We start from the raw sequence: 19,245 nt of genomic DNA, 5'->3' as shown, positions 1-19,245 counted from the left end.
TTGCGGATACGAATTGTCTTCCTAAGACCGCTTGGCCTCCGACTTAGCGAGATCAGCACATCCTGCACCTCCTGCGGGCAGCGGGTGATCTCTTCGATACGCACCAGCTTGCCCTGCTCCATCGCCTGATAGACGGGGCTTTTCAGCAGGGCTTCCAGACTGGGGCCACCGGACAGCAACAGGGCAAAGTTCCAGCTGTACTTGAGCTGCTCCTCCGTAGTGCCTGCTGTGCCCTGAATGAGATACTCACTGCTGCCGCTGATGGCGGCGCTCAATAGCTCAGAAAGCATCGACTTGGCAGTACCGGGTTCACCGACCAGCATCAGGCCGTTGTTGCCCATCAGGCTGACAATGGCCCGCTCCACCAGGGCATCTTCCCCGTAGTATTTGCGGCTGATATCAAGCGCCGCATCGCCGCAGATAAAACGTCGCACCGCCCCGGCCGACATGGCCCAACCCGGTGGAATAACCCCCTTGTCGGCCGCCATCAAGCGTTGCAGTTCATCCCGATAACGCTGCTCGGCATGAGCCCGAATGACTTGTTCCATCCTGTTTGCTTCTCCTTATTGGCTGTCACTGCCAAGGCAGCAGCCTAATCCATCCGTTATCGACCTTTACCAGGGCAGTTTCGATTCCCAGTCAGGATCTGCCACACACTTGTCGCCGACTTCACGATAGTCAACGGCGATGGCATTGAGCAGGTTGACCGGCACCTCGGCCAACGGCAGTTGACGGTAGCGGGCATAACGGCCGCGGGGATTGGTCCGCTCCATGACCTTAATGTCATAGATGGCGGCGGCCTCGTTTTCTTCCGGCACGCAGTTACCGCTGAAGCCGAACTCCACTCTCAGCCCCAGGGTATCGAAACGCTTGAAGTAGTGATCAAAGAAACCGCCGTCTTCCGCTTCACCGCGCTGATAACCTTTCTTGGTCAACAGGCCACGCAGGGTATAGCAGTCGGTCATCCGGCCGCGCAGGTCATTGAGTGCCTCCTGGTCTTCAGTTAGCGTCACTTCGGCACTTCGCAGTTGCTCGAACAGCGGCTTGACCTTGTAATCCTTGAGATGTGAACGCCAGGCATCCAGCGCTGCCTCCGGTAACAGGTTACCGCTCACCAGGCGTATACTCGCCGCAGCGGGCAGTTGCAGCTCTTCATCGTCAATATCGATAAAGGCGCCGTCTTCCGTGGGTCTGAAGGTTTGCCATTGACCATCAATCTCCACCTGCCAGAGGGTGCGCTGCAACAGGCGATACATGACCGGATGCTGATGCAGGTATTGCTGCCAGTCTGCGGCGAGCCAATGCCGCTCTGTGACCATGGCCTCATACAATCTGGCACTTTGCTGTTCAACCACCTGCTTGAGTTCTTTCTTGCAGTTGCTGAACCATTTTTTCACTTCGGCAATATCGCCTTCGTTGTCTGTCTGCCGAGGTTGTGGCAGGCTCTTGAGCAGCTTGCCCTCTTCGTTGAGCAATCTCAGCTTGAGGTCGTCCCCGAGTGCCAGCGCCAAAGTACGGCTGCCGAATTCAAACGGGCTGGGCTGGGTCAGATGTTCGAGCCCGGCCGTCTGCACAGTGCGATCCGCCAGCTCATCCTGAGTCCAGCCGTTACGGGCCGCAATTTGACTGACTTGCGCCCGTGCCAACTCCTGCACCGAGTTGGTACGATAACGCCGCGAAATACTCAGCAGAAACTGAATCGCCACAGGATCGTCCGAGTTGGCCAAGGCCTGCAACATGGCCTCTATCTGTGCCCGCCGCTCATAGCGCTTCTTCATAAAGGGTTGGATCATGCCCAGCAGGGTTTGCGCATCGCCGCCAGCGATCAGGGCCAACATCCCCTTGTCTTTGATGGCCGAGCCCTGGAGCTCATTCTTTTTCTCGGCAAAGCAGGCCTGAAACGCATCCTCAAGGGTCTTGTGTTGATACTCCTGACCCCAGTCGTATTTGGCCCAATGCTGATAAGATTGAAAGGTCTGCTGCTGATGCGCCTTGGCATATTCCAATGCCTCATCATCCGAAGGACCACTTGTATCCTGGGCGATAAATGCCGCCAGAATAAAATGCCCCAGGCGCTGACGGCTTTCACTATCCAGCAGCGACAGATAGTGACTCAGCAATGGGTTGCCCTGAGGCTGCTTGAGTTTCACCGCCAAGACTACCCACCAGAACACAAGTTCGGGTTCGACCGGGCTGCCGTCTTCAAAACGGCATGCGAGCAGCGATTCACGCGGGAACCAATCCATGGACTTGGGTGGCGCCTTTTTAAGGCCGGCCTTGGCTTCAGCCAGCAGCGCTTCCTTGCCGAGAAACTGGCTGATATCGGCGCCGGTTTGCAACAAGGCTTCCAGCAACACTACCCGGGTTGGCATATCTTTCTCTTTATTCAGCGCCTGGCTCAATGCCTCCTGCGCCGAAGCCGCCTTGAGGCGACCCAGCCAAGTGGCGGCCAGCACCCGGTTATCCTTGCTGCCGGAGGCCAGCTCGGGAGTGATAAGGCTGATATCGGCGCCGTGGCGTTCGGCGCAGTACTGAGCCGCCGCCTGTATAGCTTTGCGGCCATTGAAGGCATGTTCATGAACCTTCCTTTGCCAGTGTTGCGGCAGCTTGGGAAATTCGGCCAGAATCGCCAAGGTCTGTATCAATACCTGATTGGCATCGTGTCGATAGGTTCCATTGAGCACCCGGCCATTGAGACCATGCTCTATATAGTCGGGGTTTTCGGCAAAGAAGGGCCAGATCAGCAGTTGTTCACAGGCGGCCGGCAACCAGTCATCTTCCCGGCCTTCGTAGCCAAACAGGGCTTCAATCAAGGCCGCGGCGGGTTGATTCTCTTGGTTGCACAGGCTCAAGAGTTGTCGTAAATCCGTCATCCCCTGCAGACTTCTCAGAATATGTTCCTGACCCAGCATATGCTCCCAGGAATGGCAGGAGAGCTCATGGCGTTCCATCCGCAAAATCAGCCTTAGACAGGCCTTGGGGTGTTCGTCGAGATCGGCGTGGCTGATCAGAGAATAAAACCCTGGCAGAGATGATTGCCGGCCTCTTTCGAGGTCCATCAGCGCCGCTTGCAGCTTGGTACTGCTGATCTGCTGCCACTGCTGCAGACTTTTCCGGTAGTCGGCCAAAAAACTTTTTAGGTAGCTGGGGGCATCTGGGTGCTCCGCTGCAGCAATATCTTCTTCGAACTCTTTGATCTCTTTAGCCAACTGCTTTTCACACAGACCGAGCCATTCTTCAGGCACTTTGACGTTATTATCAATGGCCGCAACGGCCGGAATGTCCCAGCTGAACGGCTCACTCTGTTGCTGCCGGGTCGTGTTATCCAGCATTTTCGCCAGTGCCGTTTTCACCGTGGCGGATTTCTCTTCACTGTGCCAGCGCTGCAGCAAGGGGGTCGCTTCAGGATAGCGGCCGGCCACAACCAGCCAGTGGCCACGGGTAGCAGCCTTGGCCGCCGGAAATTCCCGCTCCAGAAACGCCAGCAGCTCTTGTTGCGAGCTTTTTTTCAGCAGTTTCAGGGCCTCTTCACGGACAGTCGCCGAACCATCGGCGGCCAACGCCATGACCAGCGGCAGCTGCGCCGGTGACAGGGTCTGACAGGCTTTATTAAGCAAAGCACAAAAGGTTTCACGGCCGCTGAAATGCAACTGTTTCAACAGCTGCAGATATTCAGGATCTTCACTGAGCTTGAGCCAGTCGGTTCTCTTCCTCAGCGCGGTGCGGAAAGTATCGTGATAATAAGAGTCAGAACCTTCAAGAATAAAGGCTTCCAGCTCATGGGGCGGGTGTTCATATTGCGCAACCAGCGAGGCCAGATAGTCACGACTGGGCAGATCTTTGCCCGCCAAACGGCAACCGTAATACTCTTCCGCCAACTCTTTGAACAGCATCAGCACGCCATTGAGCCAGCCGCTCGAGCTGTTTTGCACGCCGTAGATGCTTATGTCGGGGTTGCAGGCATGACACACCAAGCCGAGACGGCGCATAACGGCCGCTTCATTACAGGCACCGGTTGCCACAAACCGGTTAATGGCATCACGGGCCTGAACCAAGCGTTCATCATTTTGTCCGTAACCATAGGACACACCCGGCCGCGCCAGTGTTTCTCCGGCACTGAGCTGCTGGAGCTGCGACAGACACGCCACAGGTTCACCGCTCAAAATATACTGACTGACGGCTTGTGCCAAACCGGTTTGCTGCTCGTCGATAATCCGGCAAGCGTCTAGCAGTAACTTGTCTGTATTGGGGCGGGTGAGGGCTTCAAGCTTGTTTTTTAATACGTCCAACATCTCTCATATTCCTTGAGTCATTAGCAAATATCTCTTCCTTCCCCCAATAGCAGACATTCAGTAAACACCTGCTTAAGCCGGCGGCCGAGCCTCCTTTTCGGACGAGGAAGGGCAATTCTAACGGAAACGCAAAAATAATATCGCTTATAAAACACTCAGTTACAGTTCGATGCCACCAAGTGTGATCTGCCCTCCCCCGGGATGACGCCATATTACCCATAGAGTGCAATTGATTGGCCAACAGCAAAATCAGTGATATCCGGCAAGGGGTCATGGTCAATGTCTCAAACCTTGTTTGAAAAACAAGCTAGCTAAAGATTGCAAACAAAAGTTACCAATGGTAACTTTGCGCTTGTTACTATAAGTAACTTATTCAGCAAAGTGTCGGTGAATGTTGTTTCAAGGGTATCTGTTTCAAGAGCATCCGTTTCGAGGCCGTCCGTTTCAAGGACAGGCAAAGCAGCCGACCGGCACAGCTTGGTATTTTTTTGCCGTTGCGCCCTAGCCGTAAACGGCCAATAACAACAACAGGAGTTTTAGTGTGGAAAGGTTAACCAAGTGCACTCTGGACAATGCCGATGAACTGGCCAAACCCATATTGCAGGAGATCAAGAGTCGTTACGGCATGATCCCCAACTTCTATTCGGCTCTGGGCATAAATGGTGCGGTCATGAAGGGCTATCTGGAGTTTGAGGCCAATCTGGAAGAACACAGTCTGCTGAGCCTGGCCCAACGGGAGATGATCTCTCTGGCGGTTGCCAACTATAATGGCTGCGAATACTGTGTCAGCGGCCATAGTTTTTCCGGGAAACGTGCCGGACTCAGCCCCGATGCCTGTATCAAGGCGCAGCAAGGCAAGGCCGATAACAACGAAGATCAGTTGCTGCTGGATGTCGCCCTGGCACTACTGCAACACAGAGGCAAGTTGCCTGACTCCTTGCTAACGGCCTGTCTGGATGCCGGGATCAGTGAGGCCAAGGTGATGCAGGTCTGCGCCTGGAGTGGTCTGAATAACTTCAGCAACTGGGTCAACAATACAGTGCAGCCGAAAATCGACTTTCCAAAGGTTCCACTGCAACCCTATACTGAGTGACAAAAGAGAAGCGACAATGCGATGCATTGCCGCTTTTTCAATTTAAATTCAACCAGCTATCTGTGGGGGATACGTGAAGAAGAGAATGTTCAAAGATCAACGCCGGGAACAGTTGCTCGAAGTTGCCTGTGAGATTGTCCGCGAAGCCGGTACCGATGCGCTGACCTTGAACACTCTGGCTCAAAGAGCAGGAGTAACCAAGCCTTTGACCTATCGCCACTTCACCACCCGACAAGGATTGTTGGCACAGATGTACCGCCACTACGACAGTCAATTTGTCGAGGCGGTGAAACAAGCCGAAGCGGAGCAAAAAACCTCACTGGCAGAGCTATGCACTCTGGTCTGCCGTGCCTATCTGGACTGCGCCGTACGCTGCGGCCCCGAGTATGAGGCGATAGTTGCGGCGCTGCGCGGCTATCCCGAGTATCAGAATATCACCACAGATATTCGCGACTTCTTCACCGATTTCTACAGCGAACTCTTTGCCGATTACCTCAATTTGCCAACCCCACAAAGTAAACTGCTGTGCTGGGCCATACATGGCGCCATCAATGAAGTCGCCAGTGCCGTGGCCTGCGGCCATGCCACACCACAAGAAACAATAACCAGGCTAAGCCAACTGCTGCAACGCATGCTCGGCGCCGATAAGATCTGAACCCTGTAATTGGTGTTCAAAGCCGCAGCAAAAAGCAGTTCCCCGGCATACTTTCCTTTTAAAAGCGGGCATCCCTGCCCTGGCCTACCGTAAAGCGGCAGGCCTTAGACGCAGGCCAGGTAGGCAGTCCGGCCATAACCCAAAGCGGCTCTCATCTTCCACTCAAGGCGCGTCATCGTCCCATCAATCCAAGGTTTCCAGCTCCTCGTCGCTCTTGAGATACAGGGCTCGATACAGGGTTGGCAATACCAGCAGAGTCAATGCGGTTGAGCTCAGCAGGCCACCTATCACCACCACGGCCAGCGGCTTTTGGATCTCACTACCGGCACCGGTTGACATCAAGATGGGGATTAGCCCCAGCGCCGAAGTCAGCGCCGTCATCAACACAGGGCGCAGACGGCCGACAGTGCCTTCAAACACCGCCTGATCCAACGACTCGCCGCTGTTGCGCCTCTGGTTGATTGAATCCACCAGCACCACGCCATTGAGCACCGCCACCCCAAACAGAGTGATAAAGCCAATAGAGCTGGGCACAGATAGATAGGTACCGCTGAGCCAGAGCGCCAGCACGCCGCCAATCAATGCCAATGGCACATTGGCCATGATCAGTGCCACCTGCTTGATAGAGCCAAAAGAGAAGTACAGCAACAAGGCAATCAGCGCTACAGAGATAGGCACCACCATACTCAACCTTTGTTGGGCCCGCTGCTGGTTCTCATACTGACCGCCCACCATCACGGTATAGCCGGGCGGTAGTTGTACTTCGGGCACCAGGTTGTAGATATCTTGCACCACGGAACCCATGTCCCGGCCGGAGACGTTAGCCTGCACCACCACTCGCCGCTGCACATCGTCACGGCGAATATTGGGCGGCGCCATCTCTATGCTGACATCGGCCACTTCGCCCAAACGCACCTGAGCCCCATTGGTGGCCACCAGACGCAGATCGGCTATCGCATCCGGACTCTGGCGGAAACGGCTGGCCAAACGCAGGTTGATATCGTAGCGGGCGTTGCCGTCGATCACCTGACCGGCACTGCTGCCGCCTATGCCTGTGCTCACCAGCGACATCACTTCATCGACGCTGATGCCGTAACGTCCCAGAATCGCGTTGTTGGGCCGCACCACCAATTGCGCCTCGCCGGTGATCTGCTCAAGAGACACATCCACGGCGCCGGGCACCTGGGCCACCAGTTTAGACAGTTGCTCGCCTTTTTCCGCCAGCACATCGAGATCCGGACCAAACAGCTTGATGGCCAACTGTGCCTTGACCCCGGACAGGAGTTCATCGACCCGGGTCGCGATCGGTTGGGAAAAGGTCAACAACAATCCGGGGAAGACACTGAGTTTCTGCTCCATCAGGCGTTGCAGTTCGGCGCGGCTGTCTGCAGAAGCCCACTCATCCAACGGCTTGAGACCGATATAGATTTCAATATTGCTCACAGGCTCAGGGTCACCGCCCAGCTCAGGAGCCCCTATGCGTGACAGGGCATACTCCACCTCGGGAAACTCCAGCAGCAGAGCCTCAAGTTTGGGCGCCACATCCAAAGAAGTCTCCAAACTCGCGGTGGGTGCCAGGGTGACCCGCAAGTTGATGGTGCCCTCTTCCAGTTCAGGCACAAATTCCGTACCCAACCTTGGTAGCAGTGACAGGCTCATGCCCAACATGACTACTGCCACCAGCCCCACTTTGCCAGGCGAGGTCAATACCTTTTGCAGCAGCGGGCGGTAGGCCCGCTCAAGCGGTGCCAATACTGGGCTTTGCCGGAAAGTCACCCCCTTGCGGAACAGATAAACGGCCAGCGCCGGCACTACCAGCAGTGCCACCAACAGCGCCGAGATCATCGCAAGGATGATGCTCACCGCCATCGGCTGAAACAGCTTGCCTTCGACCCCTTGCAGGGCAAACAGCGGCGCAAACACCACTATGATGATCGCCGTGGCAAAGAACACCGGGCTGCACACCTCTTTGGCGGCCTGCCATACCCGCATGGCAATCGAGCCTCTGTGTTGGTCTTCTTCGCCATGATAAGGGTCTTCCTCGCCATCGCTGCGCTGCCGCGCCTGGTCTTGGTGGCGCCTATCCGGTTCACTCAGATGTTTGAAGATGTTCTCCACCATCACCACAGAGCCATCCACCAGCATACCTATGGCAATCGCCAAACCACCGAGCGACATCAGGTTGGCCGACATTCCCAGATAGCTCATCACCAGCAATGCCAGCAAAATGGAGACAGGAATCGACAGCAATACCAGCAAGGTGGCCCGTACGTTGACCAGAAACAGTGCCAGGATCACCACGATAAACATAAAGGCCAGCAACAGGGCATCACGCACTGTGGTCACCGCCTTGGTTACCAAGTCTGCCTGATCGTAGAACACCTCGAAGGTGACCCCCTCGGGCAGCGCCTGGCTGATCAACTGCTCACGCTCGGCGATATCATCAATGGTGGCCTTGGTGTTGGCGCCCATCCTCTTAAGCACCACCCCGGCAACCACTTCGCCCAGAGCCTTGGCTTCGCCGTGGTCGTCCCGACGGGTCATGGTGACGGCGCCGACCCGGATTTCACTGCCAAAACCCACCTCGGCCAAGTCAGCAACTGTAACCGGCGTGCCCTGGTATTCACTCACCGGAATGCGGCCTATGGCGTCCAGCCCGGCCTGGCCCGCAGGCAACAGACCATAGCCGCGTACCACGAGTTGCTCCTGACCATTGGGCATAAACCAACCGCCGGCATTGCGGTTGTTGGCATTCAGCGCCTGCTCCAGCTGTGACATCGACAGGCCATAGGCCAACAGCCGATTGGGATCGACCCTGACCTGATACTGACGCACATCACCACCGAAAGAGAGCACATCGGTCACGCCGCCAACCGGCATCAGCAGCAACTTCACCAGATAATCGTTGAGACTGCGCAACTCATCGGCGCCGATATTACTGTCCGGCTCGGCTCGCAGAATATACTGATAAATCTGCCCAAGACCCGAGGTGTTGGGGCCGATTTCCGGCACCCCAACTCCGTCCGGGATCATCTCCTTGGCGGTGGCCAGCTGTTCAAACACCTGCTGGCGGGCAAAGTAGATATCTGTGCCTTCCTCAAACACCACAGTCACTATGGAAAGTCCGGTGCGGGAGAGTGAACGTACTTCTGTCACTGCAGGCAGTGAGTACATGCTGGACTCCACCGGATAAGAGATGAGTTTTTCCACCTCTTCGGCCGCCAGCCCCTCGGCCTCGGTATTGACAGTAACCTGCACATTGGTCACATCGGGAAAGGCATCCAGATTAAGCTTTGGCAGGGCAAACACCCCCACCACCAAAACAACAATCAAGGCCAGCAACACCAGAAAGCGGTTGCGGATAGCCCAATCTATTAACGATTGCAGCATAGTGCTTTCCTCAATGGTTGTGGATGTCGAAGCCGGACTTGGCCAACTCGGATGCCAGGAAGAAGGCGCCGGCGGTAACGACCCGGGTTCCGGGCTCTATGCCGGATACCAGGTTCATGCCGCGCTCACTGGCCAGCAGTTGCACCTCTTTGGCCTCAAAACCATCATCATCTTCGATAAACACCTGCCAGTCGCCATCGCCACTGCGGCTCAATGCCGCATCCGGCAGCATCACACCTTCGCCGCGGGGATCGGGCAAAAACAGTTCGGCAAACTGACCTGCATGCCAACGCACCTGAGTGTTATCCAGCCGCGCCAGCACCCGCTCGGTGCGGGTCACGTTGGACAACTCATGGGAGCGCCCTATCACGCTGGCGCTGACACTGCGATCGCCAATCCGCACCAGAGTCTCGCTGCCTTCACTCAAGCCTTCGGCCTGCGCCGGAGTCAACTCGGCGGCCACCCACAGCGAACGCTCATCGGTCAGTTGCAGCAGTTGGCTACCGGCGCCGAGCAACTGTCCGAGGCGCACCTCATCCTGCTGCACCCGACCATCTATGGGTGCCAACAGCTGATACTGGCCTATCTCCTGGGGACGGCTTTCCAGCGCCTTTATCTGTTGATCCGTCATCTGCAGCGACTTGAGAATGGCGCGTTTTAGACTGACATCGACCTGGGTCTGCAACCTGCGACTGGCACTGACGGCACTCTCGCTCATGCGACTGACCCGGCTCCACTCGGCGGCGGCATTGATATAGTCGGCCTGAGCCTGGGCCACGGCGGCGCCACCCAAGGTCAGCAAGGGCTCACCCGCCTTTACCTCTTGCCCCGGCACCACATGCCGTTCCAACACCCGCACTTCCAGCTGCGGCGTCAGCACCACAGTACGCTCGCGATCCACCAGCAAGGTGGCATTGGCGAAAGCGTTGAGGCTAAAGCCACCGACGCTGACCTCTTGGATCTGAATGCCAGCCAGTTGGCGTTGTTCACTTGAGAGCTGCAGCGCCTGATGCTCATCTTCATGTCCATCTTCGGCGGCGACAGTCAGGGGGCTGGACAGCCCCAACATCAGCGCCAGTAAAGCGGCCTGCAGCCGTGGGTATTGTAGAGTCTTGTTCATTGTCCGGAACCTTAGTCTGTATGGGGCTGTCATTGGACATTCTCCTGGGATACGGCTATTTTCGGCAGTGCGCCGGGCAGTTGCCCCGAAGCGCCCATCCACTCGAGCCAACTTTGATAGAGGGCGGCTTCCAGTTCGAGACCGGCTTGAAAACTGCTGGCCAATTGCCGCCGACTGGTCAAGTAATCGCTGGTGCTGAGATCACCGCTGCGCCAGCGTTGCCCCAAAAGCTCGGCCGCCTTGCGACCGGCCACCAAGGCTTGCTGTTGCCAGTCGAGCCAACTCTGCTTCAATCTGGGTAAGCTGTAGTTGAACTGTTGCTGTTGCTGTTTGAGCGCCATCTCAATGCTTTGGTACTGGGCGCTGGCGGCGGTGACCGCCTCCATTGCCGCCTTAATCGACTCGCTGTAGTCGTTACGCAACTGCAGCGGCACAGAGACCCCAATCCCCAGCTTGTTGTCGGAACCTTCCCTCTCGGCGTTAAGGCTGATATTGGGGTCGGCCGCCGCCTGGGCCTTGGCTTGATTGACTTGCAGCCGCGCCAACTCCAGTTGCAACCCGGCGCTGGTCAGTGTCGGCATGGGCACCTCGGTTGCGGGCAACTCTAGCCGGTCGGCGAAGCTGCCAAAGGGCAGCTCTGCCCGGCCAAAACGCGCCAGAATACGGGTATCGGCATCCAGCAGCGCCTTCTGGGCCAGCGCCAATTCACTGATGGCACTGGCCTGTTCCAACTCCATCAGATTCAGTTCCGTCTGGGACAAATCACCGACCTCGGCTCTTTGCCTGGCTATCTGCAACTGCTGCTCACCATAGTTTTGCTGCGCCCGCACGAACATCAACTTCTTCTGTGCCAGGCTCTGATCGACCAGGGCCTGCAACACCTCGGCATACAAGCGGGAACGTTCGATAGCGATATCACTCTCCAGCAACATCAACTGTGTCAGTGCCAATGCGCTGGCCGCGGCGCGCTTATCGCCCCAGTCAATGGTTTGGCTGAGTGACAGGCTGTAGGTGTCATCTTCCGGGGCATTTTGATAACTCAAGCCCAGCTCTGGGTTGTAGATGGCGCGATCGGCGCCCTTTGCCAGATACTGGGCCTCGCGGATCCTCGCTTCCTGAGCCTGAAACTCGGGTAAGGTTTTCATTCGCTGCATCAGTTGCTCGAGCCAAGCCAATGACACTTCAGACTCGGTGCCGCCAACGAGATAGGAAGTATCCGGCTTATCGGCGGCAAAAGCCGGTTGTGAGGCTAGCGCTCCCAGCCCCAATAGACTCATGGAGACTATAAATTTCAACATAAACTTTCCTTGGGAAAGACCTATATAGCCGCAATAAAATCATGTGGCCAAAGGGTAAACATTAGAGTTAAATCTAAAGTCAATGGTTAATGCTTTGCTTGTTGAATCGAATACTGATCTAGAGTGCTGCGGCTATATCAGCCAAAGCGCATGAGATGAATTAAATAGTCAGGATTAAAGCGGTTAAAGGCTCTGACTGCAGACAGCTCAAGGCAAGCGCCATGGAATACAGGCAAACTGTGCCTGGACACCACAAACACTGAAATCAGTCAATCAAGCTATTGGGGGGCGGTAATCCGGGGTGGAGAAATAGGGTTGGAAAGCGGGCTCCAGACTCTGGGGCCTGGGATGCATCAAGGGAGTCGGGCTCTGCGCCAGAGTCACAGGCAAAGACAGGTGACCACCATGACATTGACAGTCGAGACAGAGATCAAACTGTTGGGATTCAGTATGAGAATGCAGATGACTGTGAGTAACACTGGAAATATCCATCCCGGATGATGTCTCTGACTCACAGGTACAATCGATACACTGGCTGATCACTGTGACTTCGGTGACAAACTTGAGATGAGGATGGTTACTCTCTTCCTCAGCCGGATTGCCCAGATGCAACTGATGCGCGCCAAGATTAGCGGCGCAAAATTGCAGCACCACCAAGGCGATAAGCATATGAGTCAATTTTCGGACAAATACAGTCAAGGATAATTCCGGTTAAGGGTAAAATGGCCCGTGCCCAAATAGACCTACAGGCCAAGATAAAGTTCAGTTATTTAAACACGCAATGCTTGGCGTAATCGGCCGCTTCATTGGCGCTCCAATCACCCTTGGGCTTTTCATCCATCTGCTTACACCAGGCTTCACTGCCCACTTCAGGGGCACAAGCGCTCAATCCAGCGGCAAAAGCCAGCGCCAGAGATGCTGCAAAAATTTTGGATAATGACATCGAAATTTCCTTATCTGAGTTACCTAATCGCCACAGAATAGCAGAATAACCGACTTTACCCTATAGGCGGTTTTGACAACTAGCAGGCCGAACGCTTGGCTATCCAACGAATAGCCTCGTCTTTATGTTCCAGCGGATACCAGGCCAGTTCAGCGCTGACAAAGGGCCCCAACAAGCGTACCGCATTGCCGACCCAGTCAGGGCCACCAACAAATACCAAAGCATCAAATGGAGGCAGTTGCACTTCACCGGCTCCCGAGAGTGAGGCCATCTCCCAGCCTTCCAACAATACATCTGCCTCTATGTAAAGACAGACCTGGCCCCACTCCTGACGGTAACTCTTGATGGCGGGACGCAGATATGTGCGGTAATCCTCGGCAGTGATACGGCCACTGGCAAATAAGCTGATCACGCCTTTGGCAATATCCGGAATTTGACACAACATAAGCAAAGCTCCATTGAACCTTCGATACCTGCTTATGGCACGGTATCTGATGACTATGGGTTATCCCGTACAGGAAGTTTAGTCTTACAAGACTCTACGCATTGTGGAGGAAGTAAACGCTTCCATGGGATGGTAATATAGCGACTGCCTCAAAAAACAGCTATTTTGCCATGATAAAGATCTCAAACCGTGTCCAAGTTTCAGAAAATGAAATCGAATGGCAATTTGTCCGTTCCAGTGGCGCCGGGGGCCAGCACCTGAATAAGGTCTCCACTGCGGCGCAGCTCATCTTCGACATCAAGACCTCATCGCTGCCGGACTTCTACAAGGAAAAGCTGCTAACCAAGACAGATCACCGCATTACTCAAAGCGGCAAGATCATTATCAAATGCCAACAAAGCCGCAGCCAGGACACCAACCGCCAAACTGCACTACAACAGTTTATCGAACTGGTCGCTTCGGTGAGCGAAGTGGCCAAGAAACGTATTCCTACCAAGGCCACCCGCGCCAGCCAAAGGCGCCGGGTCGACAGCAAAAAGCAGCGTGGTGAAGTGAAATCGCTGCGGCAGAACAAGATCCGCTTCTGATAAGACCAGTCTTGCCGCCGGAATAGACAATAATTGCTGGCAACTGAAAGGAATGTGCAGCGATTGTGCGGCTATTGGTCGACAAATTCGACAGCTTTTGCTGAAATCAGGGAGGCACAAATTCAGGTGCGGACTCTCCCTCAAGGCAAGGAAAACAATATGAGCAATCAGGCAAAAATACTCTTGGTGAATGGCCCCAATCTCAACCTGCTTGGTCGCAGAGAGCCGGAACATTACGGCCAGCTGACGCTGGAGCAACTGGTGCAGGGATTGCAGGACAAGGCGCTTGCCGCCGGAGTAAAACTGGAACATATTCAGTCCAATGCCGAATACCAGCTCATAGAAGCTATCCACAACACAGATGCCGGATTTGTGATCATCAACCCGGCCGCCTTTACCCACACCAGCGTGGCACTCAGAGATGCGCTGTTGGGGGTCGCCATTCCTTTCATTGAAGTGCACCTTTCCAATGTGCATGCCAGGGAGCCGTTTCGCCATCATTCCTTTTTTTCCGACAAGGCCAAGGGAGTGATAGTTGGACTGGGGCCAAAGGGTTATGAATTTGCCCTGGAAGCCGCCATAGAAGCTCTCAAACAAGGCTGAGCAGAGGAAGGTCCTGTCACCCTTTAGTACCGAGAATGACGATGGACATACGTAAAATCAAAAAACTGATCGAATTGGTGCAGGAATCCGGCATCAATGAGCTGGAAATTACCGAAGGCCAGGAAGCCGTGCGTATCCGCCGTTTTGGCCCACAACACCCCCAGGCCAGTTTCAGTATTGGTAATGACAGCGTGCAAGTGCTGGCGCCTGTGGCCGGTACCTTTTTACGCAGCGCCGGCGACCATGCCCAGCCACTGGTAGAGGTGGGCACAGAAGTTGAGCCGGGCACAGTACTGGGCTATGTGCAGGCGATGAAAGCCCTTAATCCGGTCAAGGCAGAACAGAGCGGCACAGTTAAAGCCATACTGGCACAAAATGGTGAAGCGGTAGGACTACAGCAAACCCTGTTTGTGTTGGACTAACTTTCCTCAATTTCAGCTTCACCCCATATTGCGGCTGAGTTGGCGCCGCTGCGTATATAAGGACTCCAACTGAGAGCTGATCTCCAACAATTGCTGCCGCTGCAGTTGCTGAGATTCGCTCAAAGCCTCGACGGACATCTCGGCCGCCAGTTTGGGAGCCAAATGCAGTATCTGCTGCTCAGCCTGAGTGACTGATTCTTGCTGTACTTCCTTGATAAACAAGAGCCTGAAGCAATCAAAAAATACAGATAACAACAGACCATCATCTATCTGTGTTTGGCTAAAACGGGGATCATCAGGCCGATAACTGATGGCTGCTACCAAGTTACACAGGGTGGTCAAAGAGGTAGCCCCACCGGACAACTCACAAACCGCAGGGCGGGTTGCCAGGGCCTTAGCCAAATGCTCTGCAAACTCGGCCTTCTGCCACTGGGCTCCCAAAGCATGAATAACACTCACCCCAGACTCCTCTTACCGAAACAATCTTGCAGGCATAGGTATGAGATTAAAATCCTCTGTCAGCTGCAGCAAAAAGTCCCTGGCCAGCAATGCAACTGCAAAATAAAACTCAGTTTGCGCATGCTCGGCAGCCAACTCAAGGCAGCGCTCCGCCCAAGGAAGAAGATGTTGTTGCAGTAATACCTGAGTAAAACGCACTAATCTCTGATTATCCGGCTCTGCAGCCAAGCGTCCAAAACTGGCATCCAACACGCTAAAGAACAGGCCGATATGATCGACAGGATCCCTTGCAGGTAGCTGCAAACTGACATCATGAGCCTGATAAAAATCCATCAACGCCAGAGTGCTTCTGTCGTTCAACACTTGTTCTTCACCCAAATAAACAGAACCATAAGGTACGGCTTTAGGTTCACCGGGACCGAAGAACAGTTGTCCATAGTCAAGTTGCAGATCCAGAAATTGAGTCTCGTCCCATTGCTGCAAATAGTTGGCCAGCGCTTCCCTACCGATCCGGTTACCGTCTCGACCAGCCAGTTCAGGCCAAGTCTCGGCAACTTGGTTGACCTTTAATTCGGTGATCAACTCAGATTTAGGGTAACCGTAAAGCAGATGATGCAGAAGACGTGCCATCCCTTGATATTGAATTAAAACTATATTAGACAAAGACTTAGACATCTTATCTCCTGATGGACAAAACAGGCGCCCATGGGCGCCTGTTTTCCAGTTACACCTCAGTAGGGTTAAGCACCTTGCCGGCACCACTTCCCGCAGGTTGACCATGGCGGTTTGCCTTAATGATCAGGTTAGGGGAAGTAATCGATTCACTGGGCAAGGGGGCGATATGACCATCACCGTCACCATACTTGGCGCGCAAGTTGTCCATGGTATCAAAGTCCAGCGCTCGCATTGGGCAGGACTCAACGCAGACAGGTTGGCGCCCTTCAGCCAAGCGTTCATGACAACCATCGCATTTGGTCATCACTTTACGCTCTCTGTCTATCTGTGGTGCGTCATACGGACAAGCTCTGGCACAGCTTTCACAGCCAATACACAGAGACTCTTCGACATGTACCAAACCATCTTCACGACGCTTGTGCATAGCACCGGTTGGACAGGCTTTGACGCACACAGGTTCACTGCAATGGTTACAGCCAATGGACATATAATAAGCAAATACATCCTGACTATAGGTCTGGGTATTGGGATCCACAGACCAGCTACCACCACAATATTCATAAACCCGGCGCCAGGTAACGCCTTTCAGGCTGGGGACGCCGTTTGCCAAAGGTTTATTATTGGCGCGCAGCAAATCCCCCTGACGGTCTTTGCAAGATACATGACAGGCCTTGCAACCAGTGCACTTGGTGGTATCGACATAAAAGCCGTATTGAGTAGATTGATTCATTTACAAGTGCTCCCTTACGCTTTTTTGATGAGCTGAACACGGTTGGTGTGTTGAGGGTTCCCCTTGGCCACCGGGCTTGGGATATAACGAGTCAGAGTATTGATGGCCCCACCGACATCGATCACTTTTCCGGACAGTCCAATACGGCCGTTGGCATCAGCCAGGTACCAGGCCCCTTGCCCCAATGCCACAACGCCTGGCGCCACTCGAGGAGTGACCCGAACCTTGACCTCAATGGATCCCCGCTCGTTGTACATCTCGACCACATCACCGGCTGTCAACTGATAGGCGGCAGCGTCGATGGGGTTAATCCACACGGCATCTTCCACAGCCTCACGTAACCAAGGCACGTTGTGGTAGCTGGAGTGGGTGCGCCCCTTGGTGTGATAACCGGCAAGTTGCAGCGGGAAGCCTGCATCTATGGCGTCCTGATCCTCATAACCATCCCAAGTCACCGTGTACTGAGGAATGGCTGTAATGGAGTCACCTTTTACCTTGTTCTGCTCCCAGTTTTTGGCGCGCCAAGCCAGCTCTGCAGAATAGATCTCTATCTTGCCTGAAGGCGTAGATAGCGCTTTACCACCATTGACATAGCTATCCAAAGCAACATATTTGTCACCCATATTCTTGCGGAATACCCCTATCTTCTGGGCTTCTTTATAGCTGGCTGGGAATGCCGGACTGACACCTAGGTTAGCGCTGGCACTCTTGGTTTTCTGATAAAGTTCTTCCAACCAATCAGCTTCGGTTTTGCCTTCAGTGAACAGCTGACCAACACCCATTTTCTCTGCGATCATGGCAGCGGCTTCATACATGGACTTGCAATCCCACATAGGTTTTACTGCAGCAGACATGGCGGTCAAATACCCAAGCGAACCTGAGGCATATGAGTCATTCACCAAGTCATTGGACTCCAGCCAACTGGTATCGGGCAGTATGATATCGGCAAACTTGGCCCCTGGAGTCATCCAGCAATCGCAGGAAACGATAAACAAGTCTTCAGCATCACGTAAAATACGCGCTGTGTTATTGATTTCAGCGTGCTGGTTCAGCAAAGAACTATCCGAGGCACTGAACACAAAGTGAATATTGCTGCCCAGTTTCTCATCAGGATCCGCAGTTCCGCGAATACCGTGAGTGCGTGCGGTAAAATTCTCACCGTTTTCAATCGCTTCGGTCCAAGTAAAGAAGGAGATAGCTTCCTTAACCGGGTTGGAACCCGTGGGAATACCAGCACGTGACATGCTGCTCATATAAGGCAGTTCACCATTGGACGCCCCCAGAGTACCCAGCTTACCTGTCAGTACAGAAAGCATATACAGGGCACGCATGCTCTGTTCACCGTTGGCCTGGCGGTTAACCCCGGCGCCGGCCACGATATAGGGAGCCTTGGCATTCATCAGATCTTCGGCCACCTGACGGATATAAGCAGCGCTGATGCCGGTAATTTTCTCGGCCCATTCAGGCGTGCGCGCGCCTTGAGCGGCAAACTTACCAACCCCCATGATGTAATCATGGTAGTTATCGCTGCTGTCCATACAGGCCGCATATTCTTGCTTCCTGGCATCTCCACTGGCAGCGAACAATGCTTTTTGTTTCTCAATGGAGGCCGCGTCATACCCCACTGCATATTCATTGATAAAACCAAGTGAATTGGCATCTACCCAACCAGTGCTGATCATCTCGAAAGCAACAGCTTCGGCAAACGCTGCATCGGTTCCGGGACGAATAGGCAACCACATGGACTCTTTGCCCAACATAGAGTCGGTATAGCGAGGATCTATCATCACCACTTTAAGGCCATTATTCTTCATCAAGGCCTGCAGGTAGTCGTACCCTTCACCCGATCCGGATTGACGAATTTCACTGGGGTTGTAACCAAAGCCCATGAAAAAGTCACTGTGTTCCAGAGTTATGGTCGACGAGCCTTGAGTACTTCCGGTCCCGAAAGTGTGTTTGGCCGCTTCCATCTGCTGAGCCCAAGAGTAGTTGCCATAAGCGTTAAGGCAACCACCTACCAGGTTAAACAAACGGTTAAAACAGGCATTGGAAGCAAAACCATAATAAGCGCCTGAGCCATAGCTACGGAATACAGCCTTGTTACCATATTGGTTAATCACCCGCTGCAAATTATCTGCGATGGTTTGAGTTGCTTCATCCCAAGTGATCGGAACAAACTTGGCTTCTCCCCTTTCACCCACTCGCTTCATTGGTGTTTTCAGGCGATCCGGTGCATATGCACGTTGGCGCAACGAACGACCACGGGCACAGGCACGAATTTGATGAAGACCGTAGACATCTTCTACCTCATGATCTGTTTCTACCCGGGTAATAATGCCATCACGACTGAACACTTTAATCGGACAGTTGGAGCCACAGTTAACCAAGCAGGATGACCAGTTGATCTGCTCTTCACTGACAGGTGGCTTTGGCGGGACAACATTGGCGTCATCAGAGCTGGAATTACAGCCAGACACTGTTGCAGCGCAACCCAGGGCGGCACTCATTTTCAAGAAACTTCTGCGTTCCATTA

General features: G+C 54.1%; 17 protein-coding genes. 5 read left to right on the top strand and 12 right to left on the bottom strand.

Annotated features, from left to right (window positions below; all coding sequences use genetic code 11):
• A partial coding sequence (locus tag CX651_RS13630; RefSeq protein WP_157822688.1) for an AAA family ATPase occupies nt 1–548 on the bottom strand: 548 nt, incomplete at its 3' end.
• Between the two features lie 66 nt (nt 549–614).
• Nucleotides 615–4,292, bottom strand: a complete 3,678-nt coding sequence (locus tag CX651_RS13625) for a DUF4132 domain-containing protein (RefSeq protein WP_101056490.1) — start codon at nt 4,290–4,292, stop codon at nt 615–617.
• Between the two features lie 541 nt (nt 4,293–4,833).
• On the opposite strand from CX651_RS13625, the gene CX651_RS13620 reads away from it, so the two are divergent.
• Entirely contained in the window at nt 4,834–5,385 is a 552-nt protein-coding gene (locus CX651_RS13620; RefSeq protein ID WP_101056489.1) for a carboxymuconolactone decarboxylase family protein, read from the top strand.
• Nucleotides 5,386–5,470: 85 nt separating this feature from the next.
• Entirely contained in the window at nt 5,471–6,040 is a 570-nt protein-coding gene (locus CX651_RS13615) for a TetR/AcrR family transcriptional regulator (protein WP_101056488.1), read from the top strand.
• Nucleotides 6,041–6,223: 183 nt separating this feature from the next.
• Here the strand turns inward: CX651_RS13615 and CX651_RS13610 are convergent, their stop codons facing one another.
• From CX651_RS13610 to CX651_RS13585, 6 genes are all read right to left on the bottom strand, one after another.
• On the bottom strand, nt 6,224–9,430 hold the full coding sequence (locus CX651_RS13610; protein ID WP_101056487.1) for an efflux RND transporter permease subunit: 3,207 nt from the start codon (nt 9,428–9,430) through the stop codon (nt 6,224–6,226).
• 10 nt (nt 9,431–9,440) lie between these two features.
• Nucleotides 9,441–10,499 (bottom strand): efflux RND transporter periplasmic adaptor subunit, encoded by a 1,059-nt coding sequence (locus CX651_RS13605; protein WP_226564672.1) that lies wholly within the window; start codon nt 10,497–10,499, stop codon nt 9,441–9,443.
• 80 nt (nt 10,500–10,579) lie between these two features.
• Nucleotides 10,580–11,848, bottom strand: a complete 1,269-nt coding sequence (locus CX651_RS13600) for a TolC family protein (protein WP_101056485.1) — start codon at nt 11,846–11,848, stop codon at nt 10,580–10,582.
• A 273-nt stretch (nt 11,849–12,121) separates the two neighbouring features.
• Nucleotides 12,122–12,517: a hypothetical protein gene (locus tag CX651_RS13595; protein WP_101056491.1), complete on the bottom strand. Its 396-nt coding sequence runs from the start codon at nt 12,515–12,517 to the stop codon at nt 12,122–12,124.
• Between the two features lie 97 nt (nt 12,518–12,614).
• Nucleotides 12,615–12,791, bottom strand: coding sequence for a DUF3012 domain-containing protein (locus tag CX651_RS13590; RefSeq protein WP_039034819.1), 177 nt, complete (start codon nt 12,789–12,791; stop codon nt 12,615–12,617).
• 79 nt (nt 12,792–12,870) lie between these two features.
• Complete coding sequence (locus tag CX651_RS13585; protein ID WP_025009267.1) at nt 12,871–13,236, bottom strand: SpoIIAA family protein; 366 nt, start codon at nt 13,234–13,236, stop codon at nt 12,871–12,873.
• A 170-nt stretch (nt 13,237–13,406) separates the two neighbouring features.
• Here CX651_RS13585 and arfB point away from each other — a divergent pair, with 170 nt between their 5' ends.
• The 3 genes from arfB to CX651_RS13570 all read left to right on the top strand — a co-directional run bounded on the left by arfB (nt 13,407) and on the right by CX651_RS13570 (nt 14,848).
• A complete protein-coding gene (gene arfB, locus CX651_RS13580) occupies nt 13,407–13,823 on the top strand; it encodes an alternative ribosome rescue aminoacyl-tRNA hydrolase ArfB (protein WP_101056484.1) in 417 nt (138 codons plus the stop codon).
• Nucleotides 13,824–13,982: 159 nt separating this feature from the next.
• The gene (gene aroQ / locus CX651_RS13575) at nt 13,983–14,426 is read left to right on the top strand and encodes a type II 3-dehydroquinate dehydratase (RefSeq protein ID WP_101056483.1); all 444 of its coding nucleotides are present in this window, start codon (nt 13,983–13,985) and stop codon (nt 14,424–14,426) included.
• 41 nt (nt 14,427–14,467) lie between these two features.
• Nucleotides 14,468–14,848, top strand: coding sequence for an acetyl-CoA carboxylase biotin carboxyl carrier protein (locus tag CX651_RS13570; protein ID WP_101056482.1), 381 nt, complete (start codon nt 14,468–14,470; stop codon nt 14,846–14,848).
• Nucleotides 14,849–14,866: 18 nt separating this feature from the next.
• On the opposite strand, the gene CX651_RS13565 is transcribed toward CX651_RS13570, so the two are convergent.
• The 4 genes from CX651_RS13565 to CX651_RS13550 are packed head-to-tail and all read right to left on the bottom strand — an operon-like array spanning nt 14,867 to nt 19,243.
• Nucleotides 14,867–15,307: a hypothetical protein gene (locus CX651_RS13565; protein WP_101056481.1), complete on the bottom strand. Its 441-nt coding sequence runs from the start codon at nt 15,305–15,307 to the stop codon at nt 14,867–14,869.
• 12 nt (nt 15,308–15,319) lie between these two features.
• Complete coding sequence (locus tag CX651_RS13560) at nt 15,320–15,982, bottom strand: TorD/DmsD family molecular chaperone (protein WP_101056480.1); 663 nt, start codon at nt 15,980–15,982, stop codon at nt 15,320–15,322.
• Between the two features lie 49 nt (nt 15,983–16,031).
• The gene (locus CX651_RS13555; RefSeq protein ID WP_039034824.1) at nt 16,032–16,712 is read right to left on the bottom strand and encodes a DMSO/selenate family reductase complex B subunit; all 681 of its coding nucleotides are present in this window, start codon (nt 16,710–16,712) and stop codon (nt 16,032–16,034) included.
• A gap of 14 nt (nt 16,713–16,726) precedes the next feature.
• Nucleotides 16,727–19,243: a DMSO/selenate family reductase complex A subunit gene (locus CX651_RS13550; RefSeq protein WP_101056479.1), complete on the bottom strand. Its 2,517-nt coding sequence runs from the start codon at nt 19,241–19,243 to the stop codon at nt 16,727–16,729.
• Nucleotides 19,244–19,245 lie beyond the last annotated feature (2 nt).

Source organism: Shewanella chilikensis, assembly GCF_002836945.1.
GTDB classification, from domain to species: domain Bacteria; phylum Pseudomonadota; class Gammaproteobacteria; order Enterobacterales; family Shewanellaceae; genus Shewanella; species Shewanella chilikensis.
This window is presented reverse-complemented; position numbering and strand designations above follow the sequence as displayed.